This is a genomic window from Streptomyces sp. NPDC003691 (assembly GCF_053981115.1).
Genome location: NZ_JBSFNQ010000039.1, coordinates 58,788 through 75,391, shown reverse-complemented (window position 1 = coordinate 75,391; position 16,604 = coordinate 58,788). Strand labels below are relative to the sequence as shown.

Genomic DNA, 16,604 nt, shown 5'->3' with positions numbered 1-16,604 from the left:
TCACCCGCGCCCAGCTGCTCCAGGAGGTCTGGGGCTACGACTACTTCGGCGGTACGCGGACGGTCGACGTCCATGTGCGGCGGCTGCGGCCGACGACCCGGCGCCGGGTTTGGGGCGCGGGGTTCAGGGGCAGGGAGCGCCCGCCGCCGCCCGTACGAAGGCATCGAAGATCCGCTGCTGGGCCGGGTCGTCGCGGGCGGTGTCCTCCGGATGCCACTGGACCGCGGTCAGCCAGTCCTTGGCGCCGACGAGTTCCAGCGCCTCGGGTGTGCCGTCCGCGGCCCGGGCCGTGACCCGCAGCCCGTCGCCGAGCAGATCGGCCCGCAGCCGGTGGTGGCAGGAGGCCCGTACCGTCTCGTTCCCGGCGATCCGCGCTATCCGGGAGCCGGGACGCAGGGACACCGGGTGCATCAGATACCGGTGGTCGGTCTCCGCGGCTGCCGTCTCCTCGTGCAGGGTGCCGCCGAGCACGGTGTTGACGATGTGCAGGCCGCGGCAGACGGCCAGGATCGGCAGCCCGGTGCGCAGCGCCTGCCGGGCCAGCTCCAGGTCGAAACCGTCGAGTTCGGCGTCGTCCTCCCGGGTGTCCGGAGCGCCCTGCCCGCCCCGCGCCGCGATGCCGTGCAGCGGATCGCCGTCGGGGGACGGGCCGCTCCACGGTTCCGGACCGCCCCAGCGGTGCCGCGCGAGATCCCCGCCGCCGGGCAGCAGGACTCCGTCGAAGCGGGCGAGCCGGGCCGCCACATCGTCCGGGTAGGCGATGCCGCCGGGCGCGTAGGGATGGAGGACGACGGGCTCGCCGCCCGCCCGCCATACCGCGTCCACCAGGGAGCGGGCACCGACCACCGCGGCATCCGGCAGGACCGGTGCCGACGGGGAGAAGCGGGCGGGAACGGCGATCAGGGGTCTGGGCAGGGTCACGGGCGGATCCAGAGGTCGGGTACGGGGCCGGGCCGGGCCGTCGCCGGGTGCCGCGCCGGCCCCGGGCGGGCCCCGGCGGGACGCACTGCGGTGAACAACCGGCCCGGGAAGGACGGCGGTTCTGCCGGGGGAGCGGAATGATTCCAGACTCCCGGCCGGGAGGGTAACCGTCCGGCGGCCGTCCCGGGCTGCCGCGGCGAGGCTCGGCCGCGCCTGCCGCGCCTGCCGCGCCGGAGCGCTCCGGGCGGACCGGTCCGGCGGGCCCGGCCGGTACCCGGTGTCCCGGCGGTACGGAACGTGCCTCCGGCGGCGGTGTACGGGGCTGATCGTCCCGTACACCGCCGCCGGAGGCGGGTCGTGGTCGGCCGGTTCCGGTCGGTCGACGGCGACGGTGGCTCAGTTGTGCTGCCGGTTCAATCAGTTGGGCTGGTCGGGTCGGTCGGGTCGGTACGTTCGGACCGGATCCGGGTCGGTCGGGCCCGGCCGGTCCGGAAGAGGCTCTGTACGCGAGAGGGGCGTTCCCACTGGTCCCGTAGCCGGTGCCGGCGGCCCGGGCGGCGCCGCCCGGATCAGGCCCGCCCGGGGGCGGCCGGCCTGCGCGCCGCGCGGGCCTCCTTCTCCGCCTCCTGCCAGAGCCGCTGCAGCATCCGCCGCCGCTCCGACGGGCGCATCCGGGCGATCGCGATCTCCGCGCAGGCCACCCCGTCGGCCCAGGGCATCGTCACGATCCCCCGCTGGCGCGGAATTCCGGCCATGGTGCCCGGCGGGGCGTGCACCCGTGCCGGATGCCGGTGGTCGGACGTCCTGCCCGCGCGTGCATCTGTGTTCCGCGAGGCGGAGGCCGCGGCGCGGGCGTCCGCCCGCTGCTTCTGCTGCTGCGGGCTGAGCCGGGAGAGATTGCGCACATGGACGACCTTGCGCCGTCCCGCCAGGAGGTCCGCCTGCAGCTCCGGCCCGAGTTCGAGGACGGACAGCTTGGACGAGATCGTCGACTGGGCGATGCCCAGCCGCTTGGCGGCCTTGTTCTGGGATCCGTAGAACTCCACCAGCTTCTTCAGCGCGTACGCCTGCTCCAGCGGGTTCATATCGTCCCGGTGGACATTGGCGACGAAAGCCGCTTCGAGGAGGGAGCGGTCGGTGGAGACGAGGGCGTCGTCCACGCTGACGCGGACGCTTGCCAGCCCCGCCTTGCGCGCGGCCTCCAGCCGCCGGTGGCCGTCGACGACGATATAGCGGGCACCCTGGTCGAGCTCGGTGGCCCGGGACGGCCGCTCCCGTACGTACGCCTCCACCGAAGCAACCGTGATGGCGTTGACGAGGCCGATCTCCCGGATGCTGGTGGTCAGCGGTTCGAGGTCCCGCAGGGCCTCCCGGGGGTTGTCGGGGTTGCGGCCGATGGAGCCGAGCGGCAACTCCGCCGGCAGGGCGTCCTCGGTGTCCTGGTCCATGGCACTCTGGGATCGTGTCTGGTGCGTCCTGTCGGTCTCGATGAACATATCGGTAGACATGCTGGTGAGCCCTTTCCTCTTACGTACCGCCCGAGTTCCCCGTGTTCAAGCCCGAGCAGACGTCAAATGTCTCAGGTGTCACCGGCCAGAGCTTGGCCAACTGATTGCCAAACGCTTGCCACCGAGCGGGGTGATTGCGGAGGATTCACGATATGACCGATGGGGGAATGCGGTTCCGGATCCTCGGCGGCCTGGAATGGACCGTCGACGGCGCATCACTGCGCATCGGGCGGCGCCGTGAGCGGCTGCTGCTCGGCCTGCTGCTGCTCGACGTCGGGCGGGTGGTCCCGGCAAACAGACTGATCAGTCTTCTTTGGGACGAGGGACAGTCGCCGTCCAGCGCCCGGGGCAGCCTTCAGGTCCATGTTTCGCGCCTCCGTGGCCGGTTCACGGCCGAGGACGCCGAACAGTACGGCTTCGCGCTGGTGAAGTCGGGCGACGGCTATCTGATCGAGGGCGATCCCAGCGCCGTCGACCTGCACCGCTTCCGCTCGTCGCTGTTGCGGGCCGAACGCTCCGACAACCTCGACGAGCGGCTCAGGCTGCTCGACGCGGCCCTGGCCGACTGGGGCGGACCGGTGCTGGCGGGCACCGCGCCCGAGGGCCTGGTGCGCCGGCTGGGCGCCGGGTTCGAGGAGTCGTACATCTCCGCGGTCACCCAGCGGGCGGAGACCCGGCTGCTGCTGGGCCGCCGCGAACTGGTGCTGGAGGAGCTGGCGCGGGCCACCGCCGAGCACCCCCATCACGAGCGGCTCGCCATGCTCCGGATGATCGCGCTCTACCGCGCCGACCACCGGGGCGAGGCGCTGGAGGTCTACAACGAGACCCGTACCCGGCTTGCCGAGGACCTCGGCCTGGATCCGGGCGCCGACCTCCGGCACGTACAGAACATGATCCTGCGGGCCGACCCGCTGCTGCTGGACGACGCCGTCGTCCCCCGGACCGAACGCGGCCGGGGCGACGCGTCGGGCCGCGCGGGATGGTTTCTCGGGGCCGTACCCAATCCGCGTACGGGCGGCACCGGGGAGCGTACGCACCGCGGCAGGCAGGGAAACCCGCCGCTCTTCCGGTCCGGCGGAGCCGCCGGCGTGCGCGGGGGCGCACCGGACGGTCCGGCCGCCGAAGGGCCCGCGGGGGCCTGGACGGCGGCGGACGGACGGCTCCGTACGGAACGGGACGGGGATCCGGACGGAGCCGGGGGACCCGGCGCGGACGGCGGCCCGGCCGCCGGGCCCGCGGGTACGCCGGGGGACGGGCGGGAGAACGGTGTCCCCGGGTACGGCACCGGCACCGGCACCGGCATCGGTCACGGTCGTGGCCGCGGAAGCGCGCCGGGGCACGGCCGTGAGCACACCGCCGGGTCCGGCCACGACCCCGGTCAGGACCATGCGCGCTCCCACGACGACTACGCCGGGGGGCCGGTGCGTCCCGAGGCCGAGTCCGTCCAGCGCCACTCCCGGACCGGTGCGTTCATCGGCCGGGCCAAGGAGCTGGCCCAGCTGGGGCGGCTCGTGGAGGAGGCGAGCGGGGGCTCCGGCGTACTGATGATCGTGGGTCCGGCGGGCAGCGGGAAGACCGCGCTGGCGCTCCACTGGTGCCGCGGCTCCCGCGAGGCGTTCCCGGACGGCCAGCTCTTCCTGGACCTGCGCGGCCACAGCGACGAGAGCCCCATGGGCCCCAAGGAGGCGCTCTCCGGACTGCTGCGCGCCCTGGGCATCCCGTACCAGAACATTCCGCATGAACCCGCCCAGATGGCCGAGCTGTACCAGTCCACCCTCGCGGGCCGCCGTGTGCTCATCGTTCTCGACAATGCGGAATCAGCGGATCAGGTACGGCAACTGCTGCCGTACGACACCGGATGTCTCGCCCTGGTCACCAGCCGCAACCGGCTGGGGTCGCTGATCGTGACGCACGGCGCCTCGATGCTGCCGCTCCAGCCCCTGGCGTCGGAGGAGGCCAAGGCGCTGGTCCGCAGTGTGGTCGGGGCGCGCAGGGCCGAGGCCGAGCCGGAGGCGCTCGCCGACCTCGTCGCCATCTGCGGGCGGAGCCCGCTGGCACTGCGCATCGCCGCGGCCAATCTGGCACTCCACCCCGACAGCCTGATCGCCCATCATGTACGCGAGCTGCGGTCCGGCAACCCGCTGGAGACGCTGGCCGTGGCGGGCGATCCGGACGCGGCGGTGCGCCGGACGTTCGAACTCTCCTACCGGCGGCTCGCCCCGGACGCGCGGGAGGCGTTCCGGATCCTGGGGATCCTGCCGGGGCCCGTGACGACCGTACCGGCCGTGGCGGCGCTCTTCGGCACCTCGGTGACGGCCGCCGGGGGAATCCTGGACCGGCTCTTCGCGGAGCATCTGGTCGAGCGGATCGGCCGGGACCGGCTGAGGCTGCACGATCTGATCTGGTGGTACGCCAGACTGCTTGTGGAAGCAGGGGATCCGGTTCCTGTTCAGCGGGAGGCCCGCCGCCGGCTGCTGCGCTGGTACGCCGCGTCCGCCGACTCCGCGGCCCGCTCCCTCTATCCGCAGATCCTGCGGCTGGAGGTGACGCCGGTGGCGCCTGATGCCCGCCCGGTCACCTTCGACGACCCGCAGCGCGCCGCCGACTGGTTCGACGCGGAACACGCGGAACTGGTGAGGCTGATCGAGGCCGAAGCGCCCGGCGACGGCGGTACGGCGCCGGGGACGGGCGAGCCCGGTGCGGGCGGCGAAGCCGGCGGCGGGCCCGACTCCAGCGTCTGGATCATCGCCGATATCCTCCGGGGCTATTTCTGGCTCCGCAGGCATACCGACTCCTGGGCGGCGGTCGCCGCCGTCGGACTGCGCACGGCCCATCAGGCCGGAGACTTCCGCGGACAGGCCGCGGCCCATCAGAGCCTCGGCCTGGTCAGCTTCACCCGGGGCGATCTGGAACTCAGCCGCAACCACTTCGAACAGGCCATCGACCTGGCACGGCGGGCCGACTGGGGGGTCGCCGAATCGGTCGCCCTGTCGAACCTCGCGGGGGTCTCCGGCGACCTCGGACTCCTCAGCCAGGCCGCCGAGTACTACGGCCAGTCCATCGCGATCGACCGCAAGCTCCGCCGCAGCCCCTCGCAGCCGTTCCTCGGTCTGGGCGAGGTGCTGCACAGCATGGGGCGGCTGCGGGAGGCCGAGCGGCTCTGCCGCCGGGCCCTTGCGCTCTCCCACAAGATCGGGGCGCCCGACAGCCCCTCGCGGATCAGCTGCACCCTGGCGACGATCTCCCTGGACCTGGGGCTGCTGGTGACCGCCCAGGAGCTGGCGACCACCTCCCGCCGCGGTTTCCAGGCCATCGGGAACCTGCCGGGCGAGGCGGAGGTGCTCAGCGTGCTTGCCATGATCGGCGCGGAGGCGGGCGACGGGAACGGCGCGCTGCGGGCCGCCCTGACGGCGTGCCGGCTCAGCCGCCGCTCGGGGCGGCCGCGGCTGCGGCTCGACGCGATGATCGCGATGGGGCACGCCCGCTACCAGCTGGGCCAGTACGAACGGGCCTTCGAGCACTTCCGGATCGCCCGGGCGACGGCCGAGGACATCGGCTATCTCAAGGGGCGCACGATGGCGCTCCTCGGCCTCGGGGTGTGCGCGACGCGCCTCCAGCGGCCGCTGGAGGCGCTCGGATACGCGGCCTCCGCCCTGAGCCTTGCCAAGGAGTCCCAGCTCCGGCTCCAGGAAGGGCAGGCGCAGGCGGTGATCGCCCTCTCGCAGGCCGCGTGCGGGGATCCCGTATCGGCGGCACGGGCGGGACGGCGGGCGGAGGACATCTATGCCGCGACCGGATACCGGCCCCTGCACTCGCCGTTCGGGCGGCCCATGGAGGGGCTGCCGTCCGAGGACGAGTTTCCGGAGCTGTGTCTGCCGAAGTGAGCTGTGCGGGGTGGGGCGGGCCGTGCTGCCGGGCGGCGCGAGCCGTGCGGGGCGCGGTGAGCTGTTTGCTGCGGGGAGAGCGGGGGAGGGGCCGGGGGGTGAGCTGCGAACGGGTGCACGGGGGTGACGGGTGCCGGGTTGCCCATGACCGGTCGCGGGGCCGGACGGCGGCCGGTGTCGGTGCCGTTGGATACGGTGTTTGCACCGGTTCCGGCGCCGGTGCCGGACCGTGTCCCCGGACCCGGCGGCGGACCGGTCCGGACCCGGCGGGCCCGGGCGGGGCCGCTGTGCGGCCGGTGCGGACATATGTGCCGGTGAAAGGTGCGTGGCCCATCCGTGTCGCTGTTTGGGCCGAACGGGTGAGGGGCGGGAGGATGGGGTCATGAGCAGGTACGAAAGGTATGACGTCACGGACGAACAGTGGGAGGGCCTGGCCCAGGTCGTTCCCCTGCGAGGACGCGACGAATGGCCGTCACGGGTCGATCACCGGACGGTCCCCCAGGACTACGCGGCGGCGCGCCAGCGCCGGTTCATCGTGCTGCGGGTGCAGATCTTCGCGGATGCCCGGGAGGTGGCCGAGTATCTGATCGGGGGGATTCCCGTGCTCCTCGACCTCACGGGCGCGGACACGGACGTGGCGAAGCGGATCCTCGACTTCAGCAGCGGTGTCGTCTTCGGACTCGAATGCGGGATGCACCGGGTCGACCGGAACGTGTTCCTCCTGACTCCGGCGGGCATGGAGGTCGACGGGATCACCGAGGCCGCGACGGGCACCTTCACCACCGTGCCCCGGGGCTGAACGACCGCCCGCGCCCGGCGGGTTCCCGGCTGCCGGGGCGCGGCCGCCGCTCCGGGCCGGACCGCGTCGCCCGTTCGTAGGAAGGTCCCGGCGGCGGAACGGTTCGGCGCCCGGGCCGCTGCGTACCGTCCCGCGCATGAACGACAACGGTTCTTTCACCGCCGCGTCCGCCGCCTCCGCCGGTTCCACTGCATCTCCCGCCTCCGCCGGATCCGCTGCATCCACCGACCCGTCCAGCCCCGCCCGGGGCTCCGGCCGGGCCGCCGCCACCACCGGGGCGCCCGGCCGAACCGCCGCCGCCCGCAGTACCGTCCGTACCACCACCACCACCACCGCCACCACCACCACCGTCCGTCCGACCGTGACCGAAGTGCGGCTCTCCGCCTTCCGGGCCCATCGCGGCGCCGTCGTCCCGCTGGCCCCGCTGACCCTGATCGCGGGCGCCAGCGGAAGTGGGAAGACGAGTGTCTTACAGGCGTACGAGGCCCTGGGCGGCCTGGCCGGCGGAGCCCGGCTCGACGAGGTGTTCCCCGACCCGGAGTCGTGCGTTCCGGAGGGAGCGGCCGCGGATGCGCAGGGGCGCCGCGGCTTCCGGCTCGGCTGTACGGTCGACGGCCCGGTCGGAACCGTACGGCTCGATCTCGCCGTTCAGGCCGAACCCGCTCTGAGGATCGTCGGCGAGCGGCTGACCTGTGACGGGAAGACACTGCTCAGGACCGCGCTCCGGGACCCCGGGCGGTCCGCGGTGCAGGCCGAGTGGCTGACCGCGGGATCCGTGCCGGTGACCCGCGCGCCGTTGCCGGACGGCCGGCTGGGCACCGCGCTGCTCCCGCTGCGGGTCGCGGGCAAAACGGAGGGGCAACTGCTGGTGCTCGCCGCGGCGGAGCAGGCTGTGGTCGCGCTGCGGTCGTTCTTCGCCTGCGACCCCAGGCCGTGGGAGATGCGGCGTCCGGTCGCCGTGGCCGACGGCCGGCTCCGGCGGGGCTGCGAGAACCTGGCCGAGGTGCTCCACCGGACCCGTGACCAGTGCGCGAGGCGGTACGCGCGGCTGACCGCGGCGGCCCGGGCCGGCTGCCGGGGGGAGGTCGGTCAACTGGCGGTGGAGCAGCTGCCCGACGGCACGCTGCGGGCGCTGCTGGACCGGGGGCCGGGGCGGGCGGCGACACCGCTGGCCCGGCTCGGCGAGGGCGAGCTGCGCTTTCTGGCCCTGGCGCTGGTGCTGCTCACCGGGCCGGGGGTCCTCGCGGTGGACCGGGCCGCGGAGATCCCCGACGCCTATCAGTCCCTCACCGTGCTGGCGGACGGCCTGGACCGCGGACTGGACGCCGGGCAGGCCCGTGAGCTGCTCGAGCTTGCCGCCGAGACGGCGGCGCGCGGTCATGTGCGGCTGGTGGGCGCCGTCTGCGACGCCTCGTTCGCCCGGGGAGTCGCGGGGGTGTCGGTGGTAGACCTGGTGCCGTGACAACACGGAACAGCGGGATCGGCGACGGTGGCGGCGGTATCGATGAGAACGGCAGCAGTGGGCACGGTTCCGCCGACGCCGGAGGGGGCGGGGGAGCGGCGGACGGCGGGCGGACCGGCGGGCTCGATGTCGCCGGACTCCAGCGCCGACTGGTGGAGTTCGCGGAGGCCCGGTCCTGGGGTCCCTACCACACACCGAAGAACCTGGCCGTGGCGCTGAGCGTGGAGGCGGCCGAACTGGTGGAGATCTTCCAGTGGCTGACGCCGGAGGAGTCGGCCGCCGTGATGGCTGACGCCGGGAACGCCCACCGGGTGCGGGACGAGGTGGCCGATGTGCTGGCGTATCTGCTCCAGTTCTGTGCGGTCGTCGGGGTCGATCCGCTGGCGGCGCTCTCCGACAAGATCGACCGGAACGAAAGCCGGTTTCCGCGGAGTTGACGCCCGGCCGGTGGGCGGCGGGGGGCCCGGTGTGAGGCCGGCCGTCCGCCTGTCGGTTGTCCGGTATCGGCGGGGTTTTTATGAGTTTTGGGAGTTTTCGGGGGGCGTTGAGAGTGATGTGGGTCCTGATGTCGGCCGCCGGGATCATGGTTTCGTCACTCTATGGAGTTGCCGAGTTGTTCACATCCGGCCTCCTGTCCATAGATTTCCGTTTTCCTCTGGCTTTTTGACTCAAAGCCCTTCACGCTGGGTAATGAATCAATGGGCAGACAGTCGTACGATCGGGGGCGGCGTACATGGACGCGGAACGACTCATCGATATGAGTCGACTCGCCCTTGCGCGGAGCAGGGCGGTTGCGGAGGTGGTGGCCGAGGCGTGGCAGGCGCAGTTGCTGGCCCAGGCCATCGGCGGACAACTGGTGGCCCTCGGCCCGCCCGAGCTGAGCAGGGATGCGCGCGGGCTCGCCGAGACCGGAGGTCCCGGGTCCGGCGGCCATGATCGGCCGGGCGGTGCGGAGCCGGTCCGGGGCGGGGCCAGAGCTGTCCTGCTGACGGGCATCGACGACCCCCGTGAGGCGCTGATCGCGCTGGGCGCCCTCCTCGCCGATGTGGGCATTGCCCTCGTCGGAGTGGCCTGCGCCACGGACGAGGAGGGGCTGTACTGGCACTGCGTGGAGGCGATGGACGCGGCCGACGAGGCGGGCGACCGGGTCCGCGCGATGCTGCGCAGACTCTCGGCGGCGGATCTGGCCGGCCGTGATCTGCGCAGGCCCCCGGGGGTGCTCGGGGAGCGGGCCGGTCCTCCCGGTAGTCCGCCCGCCGCCGTCCCGGCCGGGGTCCCCGGGCCGCTGGGCGCCCGGGCGCAGGACCACGGTCCCGCCCGCGGGACCGACCGGGTCCCGGGTGGCGGCGCCCTGCCGCCCGCGGAGGACGGGCGTCGCAACGGCACAGCCGTACGGGACGGTCGCGGGCATGCGCCCGGTGCCGCCGGCCCGGTCGCCGGACGGCCCGCGGTCCTGCCGCCCGGTCCGGCCCGGGCGGACGGGCCGGTCTCGTGCCATGTGCCGCTGCCGCCCCGGGCGCCCCGCGGGGGCGGGGCTCCCGCCCTTCGCCCCCCGGCGGTCCGGCGCCCGGAGGGTCCGACCGGCGGAGGGCCGGACCGGGCGGAAGCGCTGGGCGTCCCCGACGCGGTCGATTCCACGGCGGGTTCACCGTGACCGGTCCGGCGACCCGTCCCGTGACCCCACCCGGCCGGTGGGATTCTTCCCGCCGCGCGGACGGGGCGCGAGTGAGGCCGGAGGCCTGTACCGCCCCCGTGGGGTGCAGGATGGGGGTATGGACCTCCGTATCTTCACCGAACCCCAGCAGGGCGCCGACTACGACACCCTGCTCACCGTCGCCAAGGCCACCGAGGACCTCGGATTCGACGCCTTCTTCCGCTCCGACCACTATCTCGCCATGGGATCCGCCGACGGACTGCCCGGTCCGACCGACGCATGGATCACGCTGGCCGGTCTGGCCCGGGAGACGAGCCGGATCCGGCTCGGGACGCTGATGACGGCCGGTACCTTCCGGCTTCCCGGCGTCCTCGCCATCCAGGTGGCCCAGGTGGACCGGATGTCGGGCGGCCGGATCGAACTGGGACTCGGGGCCGGCTGGTTCGAGGAGGAGCACCGGGCCTACGGCATCCCCTTCCCCAAGGAGAAGTTCGCCCGGCTGGAGGAGCAGCTGGCGATCGTGACGGGCCTCTGGGAGACCCCGGTCGGCGACACCTTCTCGTACGACGGCACCCACTATCAGCTGACGGACTCGCCCGCGCTCCCCAAGCCGGCCAACGGCCGGGTGCCGGTGCTGATCGGCGGCCACGGCGCCACCCGCACCCCCCGCCTCGCCGCGCGGTACGCGGACGAGTTCAACATCCCCTTCGCCTCCGTCGAGGCCACCGAGCGGCAGTTCGGACGGGTCAGGGAGGCCGCCGAGGCCCAGGGCCGCGGCCCGGACGAGCTGGTGTACTCGAACGCCCTGGTGGTCTGCGTGGGACGGGACGACGCCGAGGTGGCGCGGCGGGCCGCAGCCATCGGCCGGGAGGTGGACGAGCTGAAGACCAACGGGCTGGCCGGTTCGCCCGCGGAGGTCGTCGACAAGATCGGACACTACGCCGCCGTCGGTTCGTCCCGGATCTACCTCCAGATCCTCGACCTGTCGGACCTCGACCATCTGGAGCTGATCTCCGCCGAGGTCCAGTCCCGGCTGGGCTGAGCCGTGCGCCCCGCCCGCCCGCTCGCCGAAGCCCTCGCCGAGGGGCCCGTCGTACTCGACGGGGGCCTCGCGAGCCTGCTGGAGGAGCGGGGGTGCGACCTCTCGGGCGATCTGTGGTCGGCGCGCCTTCTGGTGGACGGCCCCGATCTGATCGGGGCCGCGCACCGGACCTGGGTCGCGGCGGGCGCGCGGGTGCTGATCACCGCGAGCTACCAGGCGTCGTTCGAGGGGTTCGGCCGCGGCGGGCTGACCCGGGCCGAGGCCGGGCGCATGTTCGCCCGCAGTGTGCGGCTCGCCCGTTCCGCCGCCGCGGAGAGCGACGACGAGGTGTGGGTCGCCGCCTCGGTGGGGCCGTACGGGGCGGTCCTCGCGGACGGCGGCGAGTACCGCGGCCGCTACGGCCTCACCGTACGGCAGCTGGAGCGCTTCCACCGGCCCCGGATCGAGGCGCTGGCGGCGGCCGGACCGGACGTCCTGGCGCTGGAGACGGTGCCGGACGCCGTCGAGGCCGAGGCGCTGCTGCGGGCCGCTGCGGGCTGCGGAGTGCCGGTCTGGCTCTCGTACACGGTGAGCGGTGAACGCACCCGTGCCGGGCAGGACCTCGACGCGGCCTTCGGGCCGGCCCGGGGAGTGGACCAGGTGATCGCCGCGGGGGTGAACTGCTGCGAACCCGGGGATACCCGCCGGGCCGTGGCCCGGGCCGCCGTGGCCACCGGGAAACCGGCCGTGGCCTATCCGAACAGCGGCGAGGTGTGGGACGTCCGGCGCGAGGCCTGGACCGGGCCGGTCACCTACGGCCCCCGGCCGGTGCCCGGCTGGCTCGACGCGGGCGCCCGGCTGGTCGGCGGCTGCTGCCGGGTCGGCCCCGGCACGATCGCCCGGATCGCCTCGGCCGTCGCCGAGCACGGCCGCGGGAGGCCCACCGGGACGCCCGCGGCGGAATAATCCGGCGCGCCGAAAACCCTGAACCCTCCATAATCGGTCAGGTGTTCTTGACGATCCGAACCACCGGTACCCCGGAACGACCCGCCACCGACCTGGGCTTTCTGCTGCACAAGCATCCCGGCAAGGCGCAGTCGTTCGCCACCTCGCACGGGCGGGCGCACGTCTTCTACCCCGAGGCGTCCGAGCAGGGCTGCACGGCCGCGCTGCTGCTGGAGGTCGATCCGGTGGCGCTGGTGCGGCGCGGCAAGGGCAAGGGCCGTGGTGGCGCACCCGACGCCGCGCTCGCGCAGTACGTCAACGACCGCCCCTACGCGGCCTCGTCCCTGCTGGCGGTGGCGCTGAGCACGGTCTTCGGAAGCGCCCTGCGCGGAGTGTGCGCCACCCTGCCGGAGCGGGCCGGAACCCCCATGCCACTGCGGATCGAAATCCCCGCCCTGCCGGCGCGCGGCGGCCCCGCAGTGGTCGCCCGGCTCTTCGAACCCCTCGGCTGGAGCCGGGTCGAGGCCCGCCCCGTCGCCCTGGACGAACAGTTCCCCGAGTGGGGCGAATCCCGTTACGTACAGCTCGTCCTGGAAGGTGAGCTGAAGCTCTCCGACGCCCTGCGGCAGCTGTACGTCCTGCTCCCGGTCCTCGACGACGCCAAGCACTACTGGGTCGCGCCGGACGAGGTCGACAAGCTGATCCGCGCCGGAGAGGGCTGGCTCGCCGACCATCCCGAACGTGCTCTCATCACCAGCCGCTACCTCTCCCGGCGCTGGAGCCTCACCCGGCAGGCGACGGAGCGGCTGGAACTCGTCCGGCTCGCCGAGGCCGACCACCTCGACGTCGACGACGTCGACAACGCCGTCGACGAGACCACCGACACCGAGGAACGCCCGGTGCCGCTCGCCGAGCAGCGGCGGGAGGCGATCCTGGCCGCGCTGCGCGAGGCGGGCGCGGCCAGGGTCCTCGACCTGGGCTGCGGACAGGGCCAGCTGGTGCAGGCGCTCCTCAAGGACGTCCGCTTCACCGAGATCGTCGGGGTCGACGTCTCCGTACGGGCCCTGACGATCGCGGCCCGGCGGCTCAGGCTCGACCGCCTTGGTGAGCGGCAGGCCGGCCGGGTCGCCCTCCTCCAGGGGGCGCTCACCTACACCGACGCCCGCCTCAAGGGCTATGACGCCGCCGTGCTGAGCGAGGTCATCGAACACCTCGACCTGCCGCGGCTGCCCGCACTGGTCTATGCCGTCTTCCGCTCGGCCCGGCCCGCGACCGTCGTCGTGACCACACCGAACGTCGAGTACAACGTCCGCTGGGAGACCCTGCCCGCCGGACACGTACGCCACCGGGACCACCGCTTCGAATGGACCCGGCAGGAGTTCCGGTCCTGGGCGGAGCAGGTCGCCGCGGGCCACGGCTACACCGTGGCCCATCTCCCGGTGGGCCCCGACGACCCCGAGGTGGGCCCGCCGACCCAGATGGCGGTGTTCACCCGTACCGCCGAGGAACACCCCGCTCCCGGCGGGCGCACCGGGGGAGCCACCGGCGGGGCCGGAGACCGTACCTGCGAGGACCGTACCGAGAAGGAGGCGAAGGCCGCATGACCATCCCCCACGAAACCGGCACCACCGGCACCCCGGACGCCACCGCTCCCGCGGCCGGCCCGCCCGCCGCTCCGCCGGTCCGCCGCCTTCCGGTCACCGACCTCGCGCTCGTCGTCCTCATCGGGGCCAGCGGATCCGGCAAGTCCACCTTCGCCCGCCGCCACTTCAAGCCCACCGAGGTCATCTCCTCGGACTTCTGCCGGGGACTGGTCGCCGACGACGAGAACGACCAGTCCGCCAGCCGTGACGCCTTCGACGTCCTCCACTACATCGCGGGCAAACGGCTCGCGGCCGGGAAGCTGACCGTCGTCGACGCCACCAGCGTTCAGGCCGAGAGCCGCAAGCAGCTGATCAGGCTGGCCCGCGAACACGACGTCCTGCCGATCGCCATCGTTCTCGACATGCCCGAAGACGTCTGCGCCGAACGGAACGCCGGCCGTCCCGACCGGGCCGGGATGCCCCGCCGGGTGATCAAACGCCACCGCGCCGAACTGCGCCGCTCCCTGCGCGGCCTGGAACGCGAGGGTTTCCGCAAGGTGCACATCCTGCGCAGCCCCGCCGAGGCCGAAACGGCGGAGGTCGTCCTCGAACGGCGCTTCAACGACCTCCGGCACCTCACCGGCCCCTTCGACATCATCGGCGATATCCACGGGTGCAGCTCCGAACTGGAGACCCTGCTGGCGAAGCTGGGCTACCGGGACGGCGCCCACCCCGACGGCCGTACCGCCGTCTTCGTCGGCGACCTCGTCGACCGCGGGCCGGACAGCCCCGGGGTGCTGCGGCGGGTGATGTCCATGGTCGGCACCGGGAACGCACTGTGCGTCCCCGGGAACCACGAGAACAAGCTCGCCCGTTATCTCAAGGGTCGGAACGTCCGGCACACCCACGGTCTCGCCGAGACCGTCGCCCAGCTCGAACGGGAGGACGAGAAGGACCCCGCCTTCCGGGAGCAGGTGCGGGAGTTCATCGACGGACTGGTCAGCCACTACGTACTGGACGGCGGCGCCCTCGTCGTCTGCCATGCCGGGCTGCCCGAGAAGTACCACGGCCGCACCTCCGGCCGGGTCCGCTCCCACGCCCTCTACGGGGACACCACCGGCGAGACCGACGAGTTCGGCCTGCCCGTCCGCTACCCCTGGGCCGAGGAGTACCGCGGCCGGGCCGCCGTGGTCTACGGGCACACCCCCGCGCCCAGTGCCTCGTGGATCAACAACACCATCTGCCTCGACACCGGTGCGGTCTTCGGCGGGAAGATGACCGCCCTCCGCTGGCCCGAGCGCGAACTCGTCGACGTACCCGCCGAGAAGGTCTGGTACGAACCGGCGAAGCCCCTGCTCACCGAGGCCCCCGGGGCCCGTGAGGGCCGCCCCCTCGACCTCGGCGACGTCCAGGGGCGCCGGGTCGTCGAGACCGCCCATCTCGCCCGGGTCGGCGTCCGCGAGGAGAACGCGGCGGCCGCCCTGGAGGTGATGAGCCGGTTCGCCGTCGACCCCCGGCTGCTCACCTATCTCCCGCCGACCATGGCGCCGACCGCGACCTCCGGGGAGGAGGGCTATCTGGAGCACCCGGCCGAGGCGTTCGCCCAGTACCGCGCCGACGGGGTGGACCGGGTCGTCTGCCAGGAGAAGCACATGGGCTCCCGTGCCGTCGCCCTGGTCTGCCGCTCCGGACAGGTCGCGTACGACCGCTTCGGCGTCGGCACCCCCGAGGGCACCGGCGGCCCGACGGGCGCGCTCTACACCCGTACCGGAAGGCCGTTCTTCAGCGACGAGGCGTTCACCGAACAGATCCTCGGCGGTCTGCGTACGGCCGTCACCGCGGCCGGGCTCTGGGACGAGCTGAAGACCGACTGGCTGCTGCTCGACGCGGAGCTGCTGCCCTGGTCGCTCAAGGCCTCGGGGCTGCTGCGCAGCCAGTACGCGGCCGTGGGCGCGGCGGCCGGAGCCGTTTTCCCCGGGGCCACCGCCGCACTGGAAGCGGCCGCGGCCCGCGGCATCGACGTGGGCGGGCTGCTGACGCTCCAGCGGGAACGGGCCGCGGACGCGGCCGCCTTCACCGAGGCGTACCGCCGCTACTGCTGGCCGACGGACGGCCTGGACGGTGTGCGGTTCGCCCCCTTCCAGATCCTTGCCGTCCAGGGCCGGTCCCTGGCGGACGTCCCCCACGACGAACAGCTCCGGCTCATCGACAGGCTGGTGGAGCACGACCCGGCCGGGCTGCTCCGGACGACCCGGCGGCTGATCGTCGACACCGGTGACGAGGACTCCGTCCGGGCCGGTACCGACTGGTGGCTGGCGATGACCGCGGAGGGCGGCGAAGGCATGGTGGTCAAGCCCCTCCGGCCGCTCGCCCGCACCGCCGGGGGCGCCCTGGTCCAGCCCGGGGTCAAGGTCCGGGGCCGGGAGTACCTCCGGATCGTCTATGGACCGGAGTACACCCGTCCGGTCCACCTGGAGCAGTTGCGGAACCGCTTCCTCAACCACAAGCGGTCGCTGGCCCTCCGCGAGTACGCCCTCGGTCTCGAAGCGCTCGACCGGCTCGCCGGCGGTGAACCGCTGTGGCGGATCCACGAGGCGGTGTTCGCGGTGCTGGCCCTGGAGTCGGAGCCCGTCGACCCCAGGCTCTGAACGGGCCGCCCGCCGGGCCCGGTGCGGTACCGCGCGTACCGCACCGGGCCCGGGCCGCCGCTCCCGCCGTCCCTTCCCCCGCCGCTCCAGGAGCCCGTCCCGGCGGTGGCGGATCGGGCGGGCCCGGCGCCCGGACCGGTGCCCACCGGGTGAAGGGCCCCGCGGGCGGTGAGGATAGG

At 73.6% G+C, this 16,604-nt stretch carries 11 protein-coding genes and 1 pseudogene; 10 read left to right on the top strand and 2 right to left on the bottom strand.

Annotated elements, in window-relative coordinates:
• On the top strand, window positions 1-293 hold a 293-nt coding region (locus ACWDR0_RS19640), incomplete at its 5' end, for a winged helix-turn-helix domain-containing protein (protein WP_456352973.1).
• On the opposite strand, the pseudogene ACWDR0_RS19635 reads toward ACWDR0_RS19640, so the two are convergent.
• Together ACWDR0_RS19635 and ACWDR0_RS19630 are read right to left on the bottom strand one after the other, a co-directional pair.
• Window positions 199-744, bottom strand: a pseudogene (locus tag ACWDR0_RS19635) (gamma-glutamyl-gamma-aminobutyrate hydrolase family protein); the annotation flags it as partial. The gene ACWDR0_RS19640 and the pseudogene ACWDR0_RS19635 sit on opposite strands and share 95 nt — an antisense overlap.
• Before the next feature lie 746 nt (window positions 745-1,490).
• Window positions 1,491-2,429 carry a ParB/RepB/Spo0J family partition protein gene (locus tag ACWDR0_RS19630; protein WP_456352972.1) on the bottom strand — a complete coding sequence of 313 codons (939 nt, stop codon included), beginning with the start codon at window positions 2,427-2,429 and terminating at the stop codon, window positions 1,491-1,493.
• 152 nt (window positions 2,430-2,581) lie between these two features.
• Here ACWDR0_RS19630 and ACWDR0_RS19625 point away from each other — a divergent pair, with 152 nt between their 5' ends.
• From ACWDR0_RS19625 to ACWDR0_RS19585, 9 genes are all read left to right on the top strand, one after another.
• Complete coding sequence (locus ACWDR0_RS19625) at window positions 2,582-6,313, top strand: AfsR/SARP family transcriptional regulator (RefSeq protein WP_456352971.1); 3,732 nt, start codon at window positions 2,582-2,584, stop codon at window positions 6,311-6,313.
• Between the two features lie 382 nt (window positions 6,314-6,695).
• Window positions 6,696-7,112 (top strand): cell division protein SepF, encoded by a 417-nt coding sequence (locus ACWDR0_RS19620; protein WP_456352970.1) that lies wholly within the window; start codon window positions 6,696-6,698, stop codon window positions 7,110-7,112.
• Between the two features lie 136 nt (window positions 7,113-7,248).
• Window positions 7,249-8,574, top strand: coding sequence for an AAA family ATPase (locus ACWDR0_RS19615; RefSeq protein ID WP_456352969.1), 1,326 nt, complete (start codon window positions 7,249-7,251; stop codon window positions 8,572-8,574).
• Entirely contained in the window at window positions 8,571-9,011 is a 441-nt protein-coding gene (locus tag ACWDR0_RS19610) for a nucleotide pyrophosphohydrolase (protein ID WP_456352968.1), read from the top strand. The genes ACWDR0_RS19615 and ACWDR0_RS19610 overlap by 4 nt, the downstream gene beginning before the upstream one ends.
• Before the next feature lie 296 nt (window positions 9,012-9,307).
• On the top strand, window positions 9,308-10,228 hold the full coding sequence (locus ACWDR0_RS19605) for a DUF6099 family protein (RefSeq protein ID WP_456352967.1): 921 nt from the start codon (window positions 9,308-9,310) through the stop codon (window positions 10,226-10,228).
• Window positions 10,229-10,346: 118 nt separating this feature from the next.
• Window positions 10,347-11,270 carry an LLM class F420-dependent oxidoreductase gene (locus ACWDR0_RS19600; RefSeq protein ID WP_456352966.1) on the top strand — a complete coding sequence of 308 codons (924 nt, stop codon included), beginning with the start codon at window positions 10,347-10,349 and terminating at the stop codon, window positions 11,268-11,270.
• A 3-nt stretch (window positions 11,271-11,273) separates the two neighbouring features.
• The gene (gene mmuM, locus ACWDR0_RS19595) at window positions 11,274-12,215 is read left to right on the top strand and encodes a homocysteine S-methyltransferase (protein ID WP_456352965.1); all 942 of its coding nucleotides are present in this window, start codon (window positions 11,274-11,276) and stop codon (window positions 12,213-12,215) included.
• 41 nt (window positions 12,216-12,256) lie between these two features.
• A complete protein-coding gene (locus ACWDR0_RS19590) occupies window positions 12,257-13,798 on the top strand; it encodes a 3' terminal RNA ribose 2'-O-methyltransferase Hen1 (protein WP_456352964.1) in 1,542 nt (513 codons plus the stop codon).
• Window positions 13,795-16,425, top strand: a complete 2,631-nt coding sequence (locus ACWDR0_RS19585; RefSeq protein ID WP_456352963.1) for a polynucleotide kinase-phosphatase — start codon at window positions 13,795-13,797, stop codon at window positions 16,423-16,425. Before ACWDR0_RS19590 ends, ACWDR0_RS19585 begins: the two co-directional genes overlap by 4 nt.
• Window positions 16,426-16,604 lie beyond the last annotated feature (179 nt).